The organism is Sphingopyxis sp. OPL5 (assembly GCF_003797775.2).
In the GTDB taxonomy this organism is placed as follows: Bacteria; Pseudomonadota; Alphaproteobacteria; order Sphingomonadales; family Sphingomonadaceae; genus Sphingopyxis.
In genome coordinates this window covers 3,059,348-3,076,723 of sequence record NZ_CP060725.1, presented here as the reverse complement: position 1 = coordinate 3,076,723, position 17,376 = coordinate 3,059,348, and the positions used below count along the sequence as shown (strand labels likewise).

General features: G+C 65.5%; 13 protein-coding genes. 2 read left to right on the top strand and 11 right to left on the bottom strand.

What is annotated here, in order from left to right:
- Positions 1-2 precede the first annotated feature (2 nt).
- The 7 genes from EEB18_RS14800 to zwf form a co-directional block, all read right to left on the bottom strand.
- Positions 3-1,451: a DUF3336 domain-containing protein gene (locus EEB18_RS14800; RefSeq protein WP_056346077.1), complete on the bottom strand. Its 1,449-nt coding sequence runs from the start codon at positions 1,449-1,451 to the stop codon at positions 3-5.
- A 289-nt stretch (positions 1,452-1,740) separates the two neighbouring features.
- Entirely contained in the window at positions 1,741-3,330 is a 1,590-nt protein-coding gene (locus EEB18_RS14795; RefSeq protein ID WP_187140626.1) for a wax ester/triacylglycerol synthase family O-acyltransferase, read from the bottom strand.
- Positions 3,323-5,671 carry a glycerol-3-phosphate 1-O-acyltransferase gene (locus EEB18_RS14790; RefSeq protein ID WP_187140625.1) on the bottom strand — a complete coding sequence of 783 codons (2,349 nt, stop codon included), beginning with the start codon at positions 5,669-5,671 and terminating at the stop codon, positions 3,323-3,325. The genes EEB18_RS14795 and EEB18_RS14790 overlap by 8 nt, the downstream gene beginning before the upstream one ends.
- A gap of 3 nt (positions 5,672-5,674) precedes the next feature.
- Positions 5,675-7,246, bottom strand: coding sequence for an HAD-IB family hydrolase (locus EEB18_RS14785; protein WP_187140624.1), 1,572 nt, complete (start codon positions 7,244-7,246; stop codon positions 5,675-5,677).
- A 67-nt stretch (positions 7,247-7,313) separates the two neighbouring features.
- On the bottom strand, positions 7,314-7,937 hold the full coding sequence (locus EEB18_RS14780) for a bifunctional 4-hydroxy-2-oxoglutarate aldolase/2-dehydro-3-deoxy-phosphogluconate aldolase (protein ID WP_187140623.1): 624 nt from the start codon (positions 7,935-7,937) through the stop codon (positions 7,314-7,316).
- Between the two features lie 92 nt (positions 7,938-8,029).
- A complete protein-coding gene (gene edd / locus EEB18_RS14775; protein ID WP_187140622.1) occupies positions 8,030-9,871 on the bottom strand; it encodes a phosphogluconate dehydratase in 1,842 nt (613 codons plus the stop codon).
- A gap of 207 nt (positions 9,872-10,078) precedes the next feature.
- A complete protein-coding gene (gene zwf, locus EEB18_RS14770; protein WP_262408244.1) occupies positions 10,079-11,482 on the bottom strand; it encodes a glucose-6-phosphate dehydrogenase in 1,404 nt (467 codons plus the stop codon).
- Between the two features lie 197 nt (positions 11,483-11,679).
- On the opposite strand from zwf, the gene glpD reads away from it, so the two are divergent.
- Positions 11,680-13,182 (top strand): glycerol-3-phosphate dehydrogenase, encoded by a 1,503-nt coding sequence (gene glpD / locus EEB18_RS14765; RefSeq protein WP_187140620.1) that lies wholly within the window; start codon positions 11,680-11,682, stop codon positions 13,180-13,182.
- Here the strand turns inward: glpD and EEB18_RS14760 are convergent.
- On the bottom strand, positions 13,179-13,922 hold the full coding sequence (locus tag EEB18_RS14760; RefSeq protein ID WP_187140619.1) for an SDR family oxidoreductase: 744 nt from the start codon (positions 13,920-13,922) through the stop codon (positions 13,179-13,181). The two genes, glpD and EEB18_RS14760, sit on opposite strands and share 4 nt — an antisense overlap.
- A gap of 99 nt (positions 13,923-14,021) precedes the next feature.
- Between EEB18_RS14760 and EEB18_RS14755 the strand changes: the two genes are divergently transcribed.
- Positions 14,022-14,921, top strand: a complete 900-nt coding sequence (locus EEB18_RS14755; protein WP_187140618.1) for an AraC family transcriptional regulator — start codon at positions 14,022-14,024, stop codon at positions 14,919-14,921.
- On the opposite strand, the gene EEB18_RS22760 is transcribed toward EEB18_RS14755, so the two are convergent.
- The 3 genes from EEB18_RS22760 to ahpC form a co-directional block, all read right to left on the bottom strand.
- Positions 14,918-15,046, bottom strand: a complete 129-nt coding sequence (locus EEB18_RS22760; RefSeq protein ID WP_262407939.1) for a hypothetical protein — start codon at positions 15,044-15,046, stop codon at positions 14,918-14,920. The two genes, EEB18_RS14755 and EEB18_RS22760, sit on opposite strands and share 4 nt — an antisense overlap.
- A 92-nt stretch (positions 15,047-15,138) precedes the next feature.
- Positions 15,139-16,722 (bottom strand): alkyl hydroperoxide reductase subunit F, encoded by a 1,584-nt coding sequence (gene ahpF / locus EEB18_RS14750; protein ID WP_187140617.1) that lies wholly within the window; start codon positions 16,720-16,722, stop codon positions 15,139-15,141.
- Between the two features lie 80 nt (positions 16,723-16,802).
- The gene (gene ahpC, locus EEB18_RS14745; protein WP_056346058.1) at positions 16,803-17,366 is read right to left on the bottom strand and encodes an alkyl hydroperoxide reductase subunit C; all 564 of its coding nucleotides are present in this window, start codon (positions 17,364-17,366) and stop codon (positions 16,803-16,805) included.
- Positions 17,367-17,376 lie beyond the last annotated feature (10 nt).

Sequence of the window (17,376 nt, the reverse complement as noted above, 5' to 3'; positions counted from 1 at the left end):
CGTCAGCGCACCGCCTTTTTCAGCGCCGTGCTGCGGTGGCCGGGACCATCGTCGCCCGCCTTGTCGAGCTTCGCCAAAATCCCTTCGAGCGCGCGGCTGATCGCGGTCTGGGTGCGCACCATTTCGACCTTGGGCCAGGCGGTGCGCTGGCCGGTGTCGATCAGTTCGTCGATATCGTCCTGCGCCAGGTCGCTCAAAATCTTGGTCGGCGACCAGAATTTGGGCGGGCGGATGATGTTGATGTCACCGGTATATTCCTGATTGATCACCGAGCGCGCCATGTTCGCGATGCTGTTGAGCGGCGGGATCATCTCGAGCGGTTTCTGGAAGATCACCATATTGGCGTTCAGCCACGCCTTGAAGGTCGCCATCGACGCATGCTGGATGGCCTCGATCGGCGCCATCTGCTTGCGGGTGTCGCTGGCGAAGGGCAGCGCGATCGGGTTCGCCTGGCTGACGATATGATGATTGACGCCATACAGGCGTTCGAGCCTTTTGGTCGGGATGTCGTGCGTCACCGACCCGTCGACCCAGCGCCGGTCGGGCTGGTACGGCACGCGCGCGCCCTTGTCGTCGCGCGCCATCAGCATCACCGGCGGGAAGACGCCGGGCACCGCGCAGGACGCGAGTACGGCTTCGCGGATCAGGACGTTCGGTGCGGTGATCGCATTGAGCAGCCGCCCGTTCTGATGCTTCTCGGCGGGCGCGACCGAGACGTTGAGGTGGCGGCCGCTGACCTCATAGGCCTCCTGAAAGGTCAGGTCGGGGATCAGGTCGGCAAGCCGGGCGCGGACCTCGTCGGGCGCGAGACGCCGCGTGTCGGGCCCGCGCGCCGGGTTGGCGAGGCGGTCGCTTTCGAGGAAGGCGCCGATGTCAGCATCCTTGCGGGTGCAGACGACCGCCGCGACGATCGACCCACCGCTGGCCCCCGACATGATCGCGGGCAGCACGCCCTCTTCCCAAAGCGCTTTCACGACGCCGATATGGAAAAAAAGAAAGCTTCCCGAGCCCGAGAGCAACAGTGCCGAGCGGCCGTAGCAATGCTGGGCGCGGCGGAAAAAGTCGCGTTTTTCCTCGCGTCCGATGCTGCGCGACGCCGCGATCCTGTCGAGCGCCGCTACAACCTCTGCGACATACTCCTCGATCAGCCGCTTCGTACCAAACCGCGCCTTCGAATAGAGGCGCTCGTGCCCCATGCCGTCGATATTGCCGTGGATGCCCTCGTTGAGAACGAAGAGCAGCCCCTTGACGTCACCCGCCGCCGACAGGCTGCGCAGCCGTTCGAGCCGCGCGCGGATCGCCTTATAATCGAAATGCTTGCTTTCGTCGGCATCGCGCCAGACCTGCATCCCCGATTTCTTGTCATGCTCGCGCGCCGCCTTGGTCCAGGCGATATAATCGGACGCGGTCACGAGATCGCGGTCGGCGCTGAGCGTCGGGGTGAAAAGCATTCAGTGATCCTGCGAGAGGCGGGGAGAGTGCAGGGAATGCGCCTTCGAGGCGTCAAAATGGCGAAGATATCGGACGGAAATGTCCGCCGGGAACAGTGGTTCTGTTTCCAAGGGCATTTCCGTCCGAGATCGAAGCCATTTTGACGTCCCTTCGGGATTTGACCGATTTTGTCCATGTCGTCGTCAGCAAGCCTCGGAATATTGACATATGCCTTCGCCTTGCTTCCTAGACCTGAACAAAATCGCTTCAAACCTCGATGGCGCATTCCCTGCACTCTCCCCGCTTGGTTTATTTTTTCGGAGTCTTGCGGGTTGCGTTGCCTTTGGCAACCGGTTTCCGTGCGGGCTTGGCGGTGGGTTTCGTCCCGCTTTTGGCCGCGGGCTTCACTGCAGCCTTGGGTTTGGCCGCCACTTTCGGCTTTGCCGTAGCGGCTTTGGGTGTTGGTGCGGGCTTTTCGGGCTTGGGTTCCGCCGCCATCAGGTCGGCGAAACTTTCGTCGATGCACGCACGGAAAAAGGCGATGTCGGGCATGATCGCGCGCTCGCCGATGATCGAAAAGGCAATGCGGCCGTTATAGCTCGGCGTCGCGATGAACAGCCCCATATTGTTCGCGAGCGGCGCCATGCCATGCTGCTGCACCAGTTGCGCACCCGCGAGATAGAGCGGCACCTGCGCGCCAGGCACGTTCGAGATGAAGAGGTTGGTGCCGCGCACGGCGAAGCGTTCGCTGGTCAGGATGCGCGCGACCGCCGCCATCGTCGCGCCCGGAATATGCTGCGACAGGTCTGTCATGATCCGCGCGCTGACCCCGGCCTTCGCTTCCTTGGCCTCGACCGTATAGTCGCGCACCGCCGCGAGCCGCTCCAGCGGATCGGCGATATCGGTGCGGATCGGCACGCTCATCGCCGACACCTGGTTGCCGGGGGTCGATGCTTTCCCTGCTCCCTTTTCCTTACCGCGCAGATTGATCGGCGCGACCGCGACGAGGCTCTCCTTCGGCAGTTCCTTGTGCTTCGCGAGATATTTGCGCAGCGCGCCGCCGACGGTGGTGAGCACGACGTCATTGACCGTCGCGCCCGGCACCTTCTTGCGGATCGCCGCGACATCGGCGAGCGCGACGGTGGTCGCGTCGAACATCTTGTGCGGGCCGACGGGCGCATTGAAGCGCGTTTCGGGGACCCCGGCGGTCATCCCGCCCTCGGCCATCGACTTGCGCGCCGAGGCGACGATCGCGGGCGAAACCTTGAGCAGCGCGTTCACGAACTTCACCGGCGACTGCATCGATGCCGACCAGGCGCGGGTCAGCGTCTCGGCGCTCGACGGTGCCCGGCCAAGATCCTCCGACGGCGGCGGCTCGGGAATCGCTGGCGTACCCTGTGCGTCGATGTCGCTCATCGCGATGAAGGCGTGCGCGCCCGAGGCGCCGTCGACCGCGGCATGGTGGACGCGGTGGAGCATCGCGAAGCTGCCCTTCGGAATCCCCGGAATCCGGTCGAGCCCCTCGATGATATAAATGTCCCACAGCGGGCGGTTCATATCCATCGGCTTCGAGAAATAGCGCGCGACCGCGATGCAGAACTGCCGCCAGTCGCCGGGCTCGGGCAGGCGCGCATGACTCATATGCGCCTCGATGTCGAAATGCTCGTCCTCGACCCAATAGGGATGGTCCATGTCGAAGGGCAGCCGGTGCAGCCGCCGCTTGAACAGGGGCGAGGTGTGGACGCGGCTTTCGACGTGGCGGATGATGTCCTTGAAGCGCACGAAGCCGCCCGGCGCGGTCGAGGGATCGTAGATATAGACGCCCATGATGTGGGTCAGATTGTTCGCGGTCTGGGTGTAGAGGAACTGGGCGTCCTGCGCGCTGAGCTGTTTAAGCATCCTGTCCTCCTGTGGTCGGCAATCGGTCGGCGAGCGCCAGAGTTGCGAGGCGCATCGATTCCATGACGTTGGCGAGCCCGCGCAGTTCCATCAGCAGCGCGCGACGCGCGGCGAGGATGTTGGGGGTCGCGGGTTCGGCGAGCCCCATATGGCGCATCAGCGACAAGCCGTTGGCAAAGAGCAATTTGCCGATCGCCGCCTCGCTGCTGATTCGGCGGAGCAGCCAGGCCTGCTTGCCCTCGACCAGCGCGGCCGCCTCGATGGCCTTGTCATCGACCGCCTCGCCCGGCCGCGCGCGCGACAAGATGTCGGCAACCACCGAATAGGCCTCGGCAAAGGAAAGCAGCACCGCATGGCCGACGAGCGGCTGGCAGCGGCGGATGAGCTGCGCCACGCCGCGGTCGCCGCTCGCGAGCCGCTTCGCCCAGGTCGGGTCGATGCGTGCCAGTTCGGCCGCGATCGCGGCATGATGTTCGTCGCGCGGCGGATAGAAGAATTCGAATTTGAACAGGTCGCGCAGGCGATCGACATGCGCCCAGAAAGCGGCGGTCGCATCGCCGCTGTCGGCATCGCGGAGCTGAAACAGCGCGATCTCGATCATCGCACGGTCGAGGAAATGATGGACGATGATATTGCGGTAATAGCTCGCCATCGGATGCTTGGCGGGGTCGATCGAATAGACATTTTCGCTGCCCGCTTCGTATCGCGTCAGCAGCCCGCTCTCGACCAGCGTGTCGACGGTGCTCGACAGCGCCCGGTCGTCGGCGCTTTCGAGTTCCTTGCTCAGCCGGATGCCGCGCGCGCGCGCCCATTCCTTGAGCGCTCCGATCGTTGCGAGCAGTTCCGCGGCGGTGACGCCGCGCGGTGCGGTACCGAGCAGGATCAGGCACATCACCGACGACACGGTCAGCGGGGTGACGCGATTGGCCTCGACCGCGACCGAGAAAGCGATCTTTTCGAGCGCGCGCTTGTCTTCGGGTCCCGGCGCATCCTCGATCACCACCGGCTTGCCGATGTCGAGCCGGATACGCCCCGACGGTTTCTTGAGGTTGCGCATATAGCCGACGAACCAGCCGAGGCTTTCGGCCTTTTTCACCCGCCCCGTCTGCTCGGCGGCATATTCCTCGACGTCGAGGATCAGGTCGAAGCTGGTGACGAAGGGCACGAAATGCACCCCCTTGGTCCCCGTCGCATGCGCGGCGTCGAGGACATATTTCATCAGGCCGTACTTCGGCGGCATCAGCTTGCCGAGGCGCGACCGCGTTCCCTCGAACGCCCAGCTGAGCGGGAAGCGCTTGGCGAGCAGCCAGGCAATGTAATGGCGCAGCACCAGCTTGTAGACCGGCTGGTCCTGGAAGCTGCGGCGCACGAAGATCATGCCCGAGCGGCGGTAGAACTCGCCCATCACCGCGATGTCGAGGTTCGCACCCCCGAACAGGTGCAGCATCGGCAGGTCATTCTCATAGGCGAGCCGGCTGGGGGTCGCGCCGTCGATATAGGTCTTGTGGGTGAACAGGATCGCGGTGGGATGTTCGCGCAGGATCGAGCGCAGCTTGGCGATTTCGGCGGCGTCGACCTCCATCTCGGGCGCGTAGCCGCCGAACATCATGCGGTCGACGCGCGCGCGCAGGTCGAGGAACAGCGCCGAAGGCCGCGCGATGACCTCTTTCATCAGCGGTCGCGCCTCGCGGTAGAGGTCGCCGACGGGGCGCCCAAGCGTCACGGCCAGCTCGGCGAGCGCGGCGCGGAACTTGGGATTGGTGCGTAAGGAGTCGGCGACGAAGCGCGGCACCTTGTAGCGCGTGCCGCGTACCCCGCGTTCGGCGACGTCGAGCGCGAGCGCGGCCTGCCGCGCGACAAAGCCCGCGAATTCGGGGCTGTCGGTCCCCTCGCCATCGCCGCCGCCGGTCTGCGCGCAATAGCGGGTCCGCAGCGTGTCGAGCGACGCCGCCTCGCCGACCAGAATCTGCGCGCGCCGCCGGTCGCGGAGCAGGATCAGGCGCGAGCGGAGCGGCCCGGGATGGCGCGGATCGCCGAAAATCAGGTGGCGGAATTTGAGCGCACGGTCGCGCTCGAACCCAGGGATGCGCCAGGCGACGCGCAGCGGCACGACCTGGCGCGACGGCGATCCGTCGAGCCGCGCCCGCAGCATGTCGAGCGGCAGTGCATGATCGTCATCCTCGATGTCGAGGCTGGTCCAGGCGGGCTCGCTGTCCCCCGCGGTCGCGTGAATCCAGTCGAGCAGCAACCGGCGCTCGACGCCATTGCGCGCGTCGATGATATAGAGCCGGTCGGCCGCCTCTTCCGCCACGATCGGAATGCGGGGCGTGCCGTCGGCCACCGCTTAGCCGGTCTTTCCCTTGCGGGCCGCCGGCTTTTTCGCGTGCGGCTTTTTCTTGGCTGCGGGTTTCGCCGCGGGCTTCTTCGGCGCCTTTTTCGCGTGCGCCTCGGGTGCAGGTTCGGTCGCCACCGATTCCGCCACCGTCTCTTCGGGCTGGCCGAGCGTGCGCAGGAACATGTTCCGCACATCGCGAACATGACCATTGATCGTCCGCGGCGTCCATTCCGACGTGTCGACCGGCGGCAGCACGGTGACCCGTACCGTCGCGGGGCGCATCACGAACTCATTCTTCGGCGCGACGTCGGTGGCGTTATGAATGACGATCGGGACGATCGGCACCCCCGCCTGCATCGCCAAATGAAAAGCGCCCTTCTTGAACGGCTCGAGCTTCGGCGTCAGGCTGCGCGTACCCTCGGGCGAGATGCAGATCGACTTGCCTTCGACCTTGATCGCGTCGACCAAGGGCTCCATCGCCTTGATCGCGCTCTTGCCGTCGGCGCGATCGACGAAGACGGTGCCGCCCCATTCCATCAGCTTGCCGAGGATGGGGATGTCCTTGATCTCTTTCTTGCCCACCCCGCCCATGTCGCGGCGGATAAGCTTGGCGAGGATCATCACGTCCGCCTTGCTCTGGTGGTTGAAAATGAAGACGCAAGGGCGCGACGACCAGAGATTTTTCTCGTCCTCGACCTCGAGCTCGACGCCGGTGATCGCGGTCGCGAAGTCGCCGAACAGCCCGATCGAGAAATTCGCCGCCTCGCGCTGCGAGCGGGTCAGCGCCCAGATCGGCAGGCCCGCGGCAAAGGCGCCGACGAGTGACCCGGTGGCATAAATGGTGCGGGTATAGTCGACCCACGACGGGGTACCGCGGCTGCCGAAGCGCTGCACCGGCCAGCCGTTTTCCTCGGCGATGGCTTTCAGCTTGAGGTTCGGGTTGAGCGGGCGCGGTTTGCCGACGCGTTCGAGCAGTTCGATATCGTCGTCGCTGTCCGAATAGAAAAAGCTCTGATCGAGATCGAGGCCGAACTCTGCGGCCAGTTCCTCGGCGGCGAGCACCTTGCCCTCGCCGAAGCACAAAGGCCGGATGATGTCGCCGGTGAACACCCCATCCTCGATCTCATAGGCCGAGCATTTGATATGTTCGATGCCAAGGTCGCGCGCGGTCGGTTCGATCTGGTAGATCGTCGCTGACGAAATGATCGCGACGCGGTGGCCCTTGGCCTGATGCGCCTCGATGATCGCGCGCGCTTCGGGATAGATTTTGCGCGCGATATGCTTCTTGTAGAGTTCCTCGCCGAACTCGATGAAGCTTTCTTCTTCGACACCCTTCATGAACTTTGCAGCGCCCGACATCAGCCCCGAAAAGCCGATCGTGCCGAGGCTGTGCTGCGCGATAATCTGTGCGGTTTCGGCGATTTCCTCGACCGACATTTCGCGGCGCTGGAATTTCTCGCGCAGCATCGCGGTCGCCGAGTAGCCCGAGATGATCGTGCCGTCGAAATCGAACAGCGCAGCGATATGCGGCCCGGGCTCGGACGCGAGAACTTCTTCCAGATGCGGCTGCGGTCTCGGCACGCCTGTCTCCCCACGAACGGCTATATTGCCGCTTATCCCTGCACGATGACAGGTAAAATGGGGTTAATCAATGGCGCGAAAGCGCCGACGCCTCCCGTGCCAGCCCCTCGATCCGCGCCGGGTCGAGCGGCCCCGACGGAACCACCCAGCTGCCGCCGACGCACAGCACGGCGTCGAGGGCGAGCCAGTCGAGCGCCGTCGCGGGGGTGATGCCGCCGGTCGGGCAGAAACGCGCCTGGCCGAAGGGGCCCGCGAGCGCTTTCAAGGCCGGGATGCCCCCGCTGGTCGCAGCGGGAAAGAATTTGAAGCGGTCGAGGCCGAGGTCCATCCCGCGCATGATATCGCCGGCGTTCGCGGTGCCGGGCAGGAAAGGAATGCCGCTCGCCACCGCCGCCTTGCCGAGATTGTCGGTGAGCCCTGGCGACACAATGAATTCGGCGCCGGCATGGATCGCACTGGCGAGCATCGCGGGGTCGAGCACGGTGCCCGCGCCGACGATCGCGCCCTTCACCGCCTTCATCGCGGTCAGCGCATCGAGCGCGGCGGGGGTGCGCAGCGTGACTTCGAGCACCGGCAGGCCGCCCGCGACGAGCGCTTCCGCCATCGGCACCGCGTCTTCGACCCGGTCGATGACGATCACCGGAATGACGGGGGCGAGGCGCATGATCTGGTCGATGGACTTGTCGGTCATGTCTTTTTCCTTCGTCGCCCCCGCGAAGGCGGGGGCCGTTGGCAAGGTGGCGCGAGGCCGATGGCGGCCCCCGCCTTCGCGGGGGCGACGGATTAGGTCACGGTCTCCATCGCCGCCAAGACCGCCGACCCGCCCTTTTCGGCTTCATCGGCATGGATGCGGAACAGCGCGAACAATTCGCGGCCGACGCCCAGCGCGGGCGGCGGGGCGACGGCGGGCGTGCGGGCGGCCCATAGGGTTTCGTCCACGAGCGCCACGACTTCGCCGGTCACCGCGCAGACACGGACGATGTCGCCGTCCTGCAAATAGGCGAGCGGGCCGCTGACACCGTCGGTCCCCGGCAGGGCCTCGGGCGACAAATGGATCACCGCCGGCACCTTGCCGCTGGCGCCGGACATGCGGCCGTCAGTGAGGAGAGCAACGCGGAAACCGCGATCTTGCAACACGCCCAATGCCGGGGTCAGCTTGTGCAGTTCGGGCATGCCGTTGGCGCGCGGTCCTTGAAAGCGCACGACGACGATCACATCGCGTTCGAGTTCGCCCGCCTTGAACGCCGCGAGCACCGCGTCCTGGGTATCGAAGATCCGGCACGGCGCCTCGATCGTCCAGCGATCCTCGGCGACCGCGCTGGTCTTGATGATCGCGCGGCCGAGATTGCCCGCGAGCAGGCGCATCCCGCCATCGGGCGAAAAAGGCGTCGCGACGGGGCGGAGGATGGCGTCGTCGCGGCTTTTCGCGGGCGCCGCCTGCCAGTGAAGTTCGTCCTCGACCAGCATGGGCTCGGCCGAATAATCGGCCATCGTCCCACCGACGGTCAACACGTCGTCATGCAGCAGCCCCGCATCGAGCAGTTCGCGCACCACAAAGCCGATGCCGCCCGCCGCATGGAAATTGTTCACATCGCCCGCGCCGTTCGGATAGACGCGCGCCAGCAGCGGCACCGCGTGGCTGAATTCGTCAAAATCCTGCCAGTCGATGATAATCCCCGCCGCGCGCGCGATCGCGGGCAGATGGATCGCATGGTTGGTCGATCCGCCGGTCGCGAGCAGGCCGATCGCCGCGTTGACGATCGCTTTCTCATCGACGCAGCGCGACAGCGGGCGATAATCCTCACCGTCCCAGCCGATCTCCGCGATGCGATGCGTCGCGGCGCGCGTCAGTTCCTGCCGCAGCTTGGTACCGGGATTGGTGAAGGCGCTGCCGGGAATATGCAGCCCCATCAGCTCCATCATCATCTGATTGCTGTTCGCGGTGCCGTAGAAAGTGCAGGTACCCGCGCCATGATAGCTCGCCGCCTCGGCTTCGAGCAGTTCGTCGCGAGTGGCTTTCCCTTCAGCATAAAGCTGGCGGACGCGCTGCTTTTCCTTGTTCGCGAGGCCCGAGGGCATCGGCCCGGCGGGGATCAAAATCTGCGGCAGGTGCCCGAAACGCAGCGCGCCGATGAGCAGCCCCGGAACGATCTTGTCGCAGATGCCGAGTAGCAGCGCGCTCTCGAACATCGCATGGCTGAGCGCGATCACGGTGCCCTGCGCGATATTGTCGCGGCTGAACAAGGACAGGTCCATGCCCGCCTGCCCCTGCGTCACGCCGTCGCACATCGCGGGAACGCCGCCCGCGACCTGCGCCGTCGCGCCCACTTCGCGTGCGAACAATTTGATCTGCTCGGGATACCGGCCATAGGGCTGATGCGCCGACAGCATGTCGTTGTAGCTGGTGACGATGCCGATGTTCATTTCGGCGCCCGACCGGATCGCGGGCTTGTCCTCGCCCGAGGCCGCAAAGCCGTGCGCGAGGTTGCCGCACGACAGGTTGCCGCGGTTCGTTCCCGCCTCGCGCTGGCGGTCCATCAGGTCGAGATAGGCCGCGCGGCGCGTGGCGCTGCGTTCGATGATGCGGTCGGTGACCGCGGCGATGGTGGGGTGGAGACTGGTCATGGGTATTTCCTGATCCCCTCTCCCCTTGAGGGAGAGGGTTGCGAAGACTTGGCGGCGCAGCCGCTTAGTCGAAGCTGGGTGAGGGGTTGCGGTCGCCCAGCGACCGCGCGAGCCAAGGGCTCGCAACCCCTCGTCCAACTGCGCCTAGCGCCTGCGGCGCAAGGCTCCGTATCCTTCTCCCTCAAGGGGAGAAGGGAAGGAGCCCGATCAATCATGCCAGCTCGCCCCATCGCGTTCGATCAACGCGATCGCCGCGCTCGGTCCCCAGCTGCCCGCAGTGTAATTTTGCGGCGCCAGGTCGACCGCCGCCCAGGCGTCGCGGATCGAATCGATCCACTGCCATTGCGCCTCGACCTCGTCGCGGCGCACGAACAGGGTCTGGTCGCCCTCGATGAAGTCGAGCAGCAGCCGCTCATAGGCAATGCGCCGCCGCTCGCCGGCAAAGCTGTGCGACAGCGAGACGTCCATCGTCACCTCTTTCAACTTCACGCCGTCGCGATCCAGCCCCGGCTGCTTGGCCATCACCTTGACCCGGATATTCTCTTCGGGCTGGAGATTGATGATCATGCTGTTGGCGTCGAGCTTCGGCGCGCCGACGCGTGCGAAGATATTATGCGGCACGGGTTTGAACTGGATCAGCACCTCCGACTTGCGCTCGGGCATTCGCTTGCCGGTGCGGAGGTAAAAGGGCACCCCCTTCCAGCGCCAATTGTCGATGAACGCCTTGATCGCGACGAAAGTCTCGGTGTTCGACGGCTGGCCCAGCTCGTCGGCATATCCGGTCACCGCCGCGCCTCCGACAGCGCCGCTGACGTACTGGCCCTTGACGCTGTGCGTCTTCGCATCCTCGGGCTTCATCTTGCGCAAACTGCGGAGCAATTTGACCTTTTCATCGCGCACGGCGGTCGAGGTGACGCTGGCCGGCGGCTCCATCGCGATGATCGCGAGCAGTTGCAGCATATGGTTCTGGACCATGTCCTTGAGCGCGCCGACGCCGTCGTAATAAGACACGCGGCCTTCGAGACCGACTGTTTCGGCCACCGTGATCTGAACATGGTCGATCGCCTGCGCGTTCCACAGCGGTTCGAACAACATGTTGGCAAAGCGCAAAGCGAGGAGGTTCTGGACGGTTTCCTTGCCGAGATAATGGTCGATGCGGAACACATGGTCTTCGGCAAAGGCGTCTCCGACCTCGGCATTTACCGCATGCGACGAGGCGAGATCGTGGCCGATCGGTTTTTCCATCGCGATGCGGCATTCGGTGCAGGCGATGCCGGCGGCTTTCAGTCCCTGCGCGATCGGGCCGAACATCGACGGCGGGGTCGACAGATAGGCCCCGATGGGGCGGCCGAGCCGGTCGCCGAGCAGCGCCGCGAGCGCGTCATAGCCGGTGCCCGCCCCCGCATCGACCGGGCAATAATCGATCCGGTCGAGAAAGGCTGCAATCGCCGCATTGTCGAGCCGGTCTTCGGGCAAGTGCTCGCCGAGCGCTGTGCGGACCATTTGATGGCACGTCGCACGGTCCATTTGCGAGCGACCCGACGCGATGATCGTCAGCCCATCGGCGAGCAGCCCGTCGAGGTGGAGATTATAGAGCGAGGGAAAGAGCATGCGCTGAGCAAGGTCGCCCGTTGCCCCGAACAGGATCAATGTCTCGACTTTGACGCTCACAATCGTCCCCTTGAATATCCGTCGGCAGAAATGGCGGAGGGACCGCGTGAATGCAACGCGCATACGTAGGCCGGATACGAAGGTGCTGGCGACGTCGCCCCTTGGCAAATCAGGCGGCGCTGGCATAGGGAAACGTCATGCCCGACAGCGCCCAGCCCTATGATGTCATCGTGATCGGCGGCGGGGTCAATGGCGCGGGGGTGGCGCGCGATGCCGCCGGACGCGGGGCGCGGGTGCTGCTGATCGAGCAGGGCGACCTCGCGCAGGGCACCTCCTCGGCCTCGACCAAGCTGATCCATGGCGGACTGCGCTATCTCGAACATTATGAATTCGGCCTGGTGCGCGAGGCGCTCAAGGAACGCGAAGTGCTGTGGAGTATCGCGCCGCATATCATCTGGCCGCTGCGTTTCGTGTTGCCGCACCGGCCGGGGCTGCGTCCGCGCTGGCTGCTGCGGCTCGGGCTGTTCCTTTACGACCATATCGGCGGGCGCAAGAAACTGCCCGCGACGCGCTCGATCGACCTGCTGCGCCACGAAGCCGGCGAGCCGCTGCAAAGCCAATATAGGCACGGGTTCGAATATTCGGACGGCTGGGTCGACGATGCCAGGCTGGTGGTGCTCAACGCCCGCGACGCCGCGAAACGCGGCGCGAAGGTCCGCACGCATATGCGCGCCGAGATGCTGCGCTGCGAAGACGGGCTGTGGATCGTCGAGGCGAGTGGCGACAACGACCGCAGCTATCGCTTCACGGGCAAGAGCGTCGTCAATGCGGCAGGGCCGGCGGTGCTCGACCTCTTGAAGCGCGCCGATGCCGAACCCGACCACAGGATGCGGCTGGTGCGCGGGTCGCATATCGTCGTGCGGCGCTTGTTCGCGCACGCCTATGCCTATTTTTTCCAGCTGCCCGACGGACGCATCTTTTTCGCCATTCCCTATGAGCGCGACTTCACGCTGATCGGCACCACCGACCTCGACCATGACGGGCCGCTCGGCGAGGTGAAGGCGAGCGACGAAGAAATCGCTTACCTCTGCGAGGGTGCGAGCCAATATTTCCGCGAGCCGATCACTCCCGCCGATGTCGTGTGGACCTATTCGGGGGTGCGTCCGCTGATCGAGGACGGGTCGGGGCGCCCCGAGGCCGCGACCCGTGGTTACCGCATCGACGTCGACATGGACGAAGGCGCGCCGCTGCTCACTATCTATGGCGGCAAGATCACCAGTTATCGCCATGTCGCCGAACATGCGGTCGACGAACTGTCCGATCATCTGGAGGCGGTGTCGGTCCGGCGCTGGACGGCGACCGAACCGCTGCCCGGCGGTGATTTTCCGACCAACGGCGCCGCCGCGCTCAAGGCCGATATCAAGCTCGCCCACCCCTTCCTGCCCGCCGCGACGGTCGATCGCATCGTCAAGGCCTATGGCACCGAGGCGCGGGCGTGGCTGGGCAAGGCCGAGGGCTGGGACGACCTCGGCGGCGAAATCACGCATGGCCTGAGTGCCGCCGAGGTCGGCTGGCTGGTGACGCACGAATGGGCGCGGACGACCGACGATATATTGTGGCGGCGGAGCAAGCTCGGGTTGCATTTCAACGCCGATGAGGTGGCGAAGCTCACGGCCCATCTCACGGAATATCCGCGCTAAGCCCCTGCCATGATCGCCAGCGCATCGGCACCCGCCGGGAAATGCAGGCGTCCGCCCTCGTCGTGCACCGCCTGCCACACCGCTTCGGCGACATCGGCTTCGGTGGTGAACAGCGCCGGTTCGGCCATGCCCGCGAGAATCGGCTGGGCGTAGGTCCAATAGGGCTCGGGCAGCACGTCCTCGAGCCTGATGGCGGTATTCTGGGCAAAGGCGGTGGTCGGGCCATAGCCAGGTTCGACCAGCTTCACCGCGATGCCGAGCGGCGCGAGTTCATGCACGAGGCTGCCGGTGAAGCCCTGGATCGCCGACTTGCTGCCGGTATAGGCGGCCGCCAGCGGAAAGGGCGCGAGCGTCGCCGAAGAGGTGACGTTGACGATCGTGCCCGACCCGCGCGCGCGCATCCCGGGGATCACCGCCCGCGTCATCGCGATCGTGCCGAGGGTGTTGGTCGCATAGACGTCGCGGATCTTCGCCATCAGCGAGGCTTCGAGCGCGCCGAACAGGCCGATGCCGGCGTTGTTGACGAGCACGTCGATCGGACCCGCGGCATCGATCGCGGCGGCGATGCTGGCCTCGTCGGTGACGTCGAGGGGGAGGAGGCGGAGATTTTCGGAAGCCTGCAAAGGTGCCGCGGAGGGTGTGCGCATGCTGGCGATGACTTTCCAGCCGCGAGCGTGGAAATGGCGGGCGGTTTCAAGACCGTAGCCCGACGAGCAGCCGGTGATCAGGATGGTTTTCATGGAGGTCGTTCCTTTCGGTTGGCGGTGAAAGACCTATGGACGCGAAGGTCAGGACTATCTATAATCTGAAATCCATATTTATTTATAGATCGTCCCGATATGCTCGACCCGCTCTCCGACCTCATCGCCTTGCTGCGGCCCAGCACCGTCTTTTCGAAAGGGATCAGCGGCGCCGGGCGCTGGGCGGTGCGCTATTCGGATTTCGGGCATCCGGGTTTTTGCACCATCCTCGAGGGGTCGTGCCGGCTCGCGGTCGATGGACAGGCGCCGGTGACCTTGGAAGCGGGCGATTTCGTGCTGCTGCCGGCGACGCCGGGCTTCACCCTGTCGGGCTTCGAGGCGGCCGAACCGATAGCGCTCGATCCGCATGCGACGGCGGGGATCAGCGGCGAGGTGCGGCACGGGAGGCAGGATGGCGAACCCGATGTGCGGATGATGGGCGGCCATTTCGCCTTCGCCTCGCCCGAGGCGGGGCTGCTGGTGTCGCAATTGCCCGCGATGATCCACCTCCGCGGCGCCGAGCGACTGTCGGCGCTGGTCGCGATGGTCCGCGAGGAGACGGGCGCCGAGCGGCCGGGCCGCGATCTGCTGCTCGCGCGGCTGGTCGAGATCCTGCTGGTCGAGGCGCTGCGCGCGGTCGGCGGCGAGGACACCCCTCCGGGGCTGCTGCGGGGCTTGAGCGATCCACGGCTCGCGGCGGCGATCCGCCGGATGCACGCCGAACCCGCGCGGGCGTGGACCACCGCCGAGATGGCGAAGGAGGCGGCGCTGTCGCGCTCGGCCTTCTTCGACCGCTTCGCGCGCATCGTCGGGGTGCCGCCGATGGAATATCTGCTCGGCTGGCGGATGAGCCTGGCGAAGGATCTGCTTCGCCGCGGCGCCGGGCGGATCGAGGAAATTGCCGAGCGGGTTGGTTACGGGTCGGCGAGCGCGTTCAGCACGGCGTTCGCGCGGCACGTCGGGGTGCCGCCGAAGCGGTTTGCGATGGCGGCGGGCTAGGCGGGCTTGGGATCCGGCTTTTTGCGCTTGCGCGATGCTTCGTCGCGCAGCCGGTTCTCGCGCTGCGCCAGTTCCTCGAAGCGGCAGAGCGGAATCGGTGCGGGCGGTTTTTTCGGTTCAGGCATAAGCACCCTCGTCACCCCGGGCTTGACCCGGGGCCTGCCTGATCCTGGAGACAAGGCGGGTCCCGGGTCAAGCCCGGGATGACGATAGTGTCTTACGCCGCTTCGGCTTCTTCCTCGGCCGGCAGGCGGATCATGTAATCGAACGCCGATAGCGCCGCCTTCGAGCCTTCACCCATCGCGATGACGATCTGCTTGTACGGCACCGTCGTGCAGTCGCCCGCGGCGAAGATGCCCGCCTGGCTGGTTTCGCCGCGATGGTCGACCTCGATCTCGCCATGGCGCGACAGCGCGATGTCGCCGCCGAGCCATTCGGTGTTGGGGACGAGGCCGATCTGGACGAAGATGCCTTCGAGTTCGACCTGGTGCAGATTGTCCTTGCCCCGATCCTTGTAGCTGAGGCCCGTCACCTTCTCGCCGTCGCCGAGCACTTCGGTGGTCAGCGCCGAGGTGATGATCCGGACGTTGGGCAGGCTCGCCAGTTTCCGCTGGAGCACCGCGTCGGCGCGCAGCTGGCTGTCATATTCGATCAGCGTGACATGCGCGACAAGGCCCGCAAGGTCGATCGCCGCCTCGACGCCGCTGTTGCCGCCGCCGATCACCGCGACGCGCTTGCCCTTGTAGAGCGGGCCGTCGCAATGCGGACAATAGGCGACACCCTTGTTGCGATATTGCTCTTCGCCGGGGACGCCGATCTGGCGCCAGCGCGCGCCGGTCGACAGGATCACCGTGCGCGCCTTGAGCGACGCGCCGCTCGCCAGCTTGACCTCGTGCAGCCCGCCGGGGGCCTTCGCCGGGATCAGTTTTTCGGCGCGCTGGAGGTTCATGACGTCGACGTCATAGTCCTTCACATGGCGCTCGAGCTGCGCGACGAGCTTCGGCCCTTCGGTGTGCTGGACCGAGATGAAATTCTCGATCGCCATCGTGTCGAGCACCTGCCCGCCGAAGCGTTCGGCGGCGATGCCGGTGCGGATACCCTTGCGCGCGGCATAGATCGCCGCCGCGGCGCCGGCGGGGCCGCCGCCGACGACGAGCACGTCGAACGCGTCCTTGGCGGCGATTTTCTCGGCCGCCTTGGCCGCAGCGCCGGTGTCGAGCTTGGCGATGATCTGTTCGAGCTCCATGCGGCCCTGCCCGAATATCTCGCCATTGAGGAAGATCGTCGGCACCGCCATGATCTTGCGGGTCTCGACCTCGGCCTGGAACAGGCCGCCGTCGATCGCGGTGTGGGTGATGCGCGGATTGACGACCGACATCAGGTTGAGCGCCTGCACGATGTCGGGGCAATTCTGACACGACAGCGAGAAATAGGTTTCGAAATGATAGTCGCCATCGAGCGCGGCGACTTGCTCGATCACCTCGGGCGCGACCTTCGGCGGATGGCCGCCGACCTGAAGCAAAGCGAGGACGAGCGAGGTGAATTCATGCCCCATCGGGATGCCGGCAAAGCGCACGGCGACCGCGGCATCGCTGGTGCGGCGGATGAGGAAGCTGGGCCGGCGCGCGTCGTCGTCGGCCCGGGTCACGCTAACCTTGTCCGAGAGCGCGGCGATGTCATCGAGCAGGGTCGCCAGCTCGGCCGATTTGGCATCGTCGCCGAGCGACGAAATCAGTTCGATCGGTTCACGAAGGTTCGTGAGGAGGCCTTGAAGCTGCTGCTTCAGATTGGCGTCGAGCATGAGGAGAGCTCCTGCGAGAGGGGGAGAGAAACCGTGGGGCGGCGGTCGTGCCGCCGCCCCTCCGGCATTATGCGGTCGCCTTAGATCTTGCCGACGAGGTCGAGCGAGGGCGCGAGGGTTTCGGCGCCTTCTTCCCACTTCGCGGGGCAGACTTCGCCCGGGTGGCTAACCCAATATTGCAGCGCCTTGATCTTGCGGAGCAGTTCGGCGGCGTTGCGGCCCACACCCTCGGGGGTGATTTCGAGCAACTGGATTTCGCCATTAGGGTCGAGGACAAAGGTGCCGCGGTCGGCGAGGCCGACGCCCGGACGCAAGACTTCGAAATTGTTCGAAATCACGTGGTTCTGGTCGCCGACCATGTAATAGTTGATCTTGCCGATCGCCGGCGAGGTGTCGTGCCAAGCCTTGTGGCTGAAATGCGTGTCGGTCGACACGGCATAAACCTCGACGTCCATCTTCTGCAGCGTCGGGTAGATGTCGGCGAGGTCTTCGAGTTCGGTCGGGCAGACGAAGGTGAAGTCGGCCGGGTAGAAGAAGAAGACCGCCCACTTGCCCTTGACGCTCTCGTCGCTGACGTCGACGAACTTGCCGTCCTTGTAAGCGGTCGCGTTGAAGGGTTTGATGGTCGTGTTCAGAACGGACATTGGGAGAGCT

What these genes read in the sequence shown, in the direction of transcription:
- ahpC (WP_056346058.1), bottom strand. Translation starts at nt 17,366, where the DNA reads ATGTCCGTTCTGAACACGACCATCAAACCCTTCAACGCGACCGCTTAC.
- zwf (WP_262408244.1), bottom strand. Translation starts at nt 11,482, where the DNA reads ATGCTCTTTCCCTCGCTCTATAATCTCCACCTCGACGGGCTGCTCGCC.
- EEB18_RS14780 (WP_187140623.1), bottom strand. Translation starts at nt 7,937, where the DNA reads ATGACCGACAAGTCCATCGACCAGATCATGCGCCTCGCCCCCGTCATT.
- EEB18_RS14760 (WP_187140619.1), bottom strand. Translation starts at nt 13,922, where the DNA reads ATGAAAACCATCCTGATCACCGGCTGCTCGTCGGGCTACGGTCTTGAA.
- edd (WP_187140622.1), bottom strand. Translation starts at nt 9,871, where the DNA reads ATGACCAGTCTCCACCCCACCATCGCCGCGGTCACCGACCGCATCATC.
- glpD (WP_187140620.1), top strand. Translation starts at nt 11,680, where the DNA reads ATGCCCGACAGCGCCCAGCCCTATGATGTCATCGTGATCGGCGGCGGG.
- ahpF (WP_187140617.1), bottom strand. Translation starts at nt 16,722, where the DNA reads ATGCTCGACGCCAATCTGAAGCAGCAGCTTCAAGGCCTCCTCACGAAC.
- EEB18_RS14755 (WP_187140618.1), top strand. Translation starts at nt 14,022, where the DNA reads ATGCTCGACCCGCTCTCCGACCTCATCGCCTTGCTGCGGCCCAGCACC.
- EEB18_RS14800 (WP_056346077.1), bottom strand. Translation starts at nt 1,451, where the DNA reads ATGCTTTTCACCCCGACGCTCAGCGCCGACCGCGATCTCGTGACCGCG.
- EEB18_RS22760 (WP_262407939.1), bottom strand. Translation starts at nt 15,046, where the DNA reads ATGCCTGAACCGAAAAAACCGCCCGCACCGATTCCGCTCTGCCGCTTC.
- EEB18_RS14795 (WP_187140626.1), bottom strand. Translation starts at nt 3,330, where the DNA reads ATGCTTAAACAGCTCAGCGCGCAGGACGCCCAGTTCCTCTACACCCAG.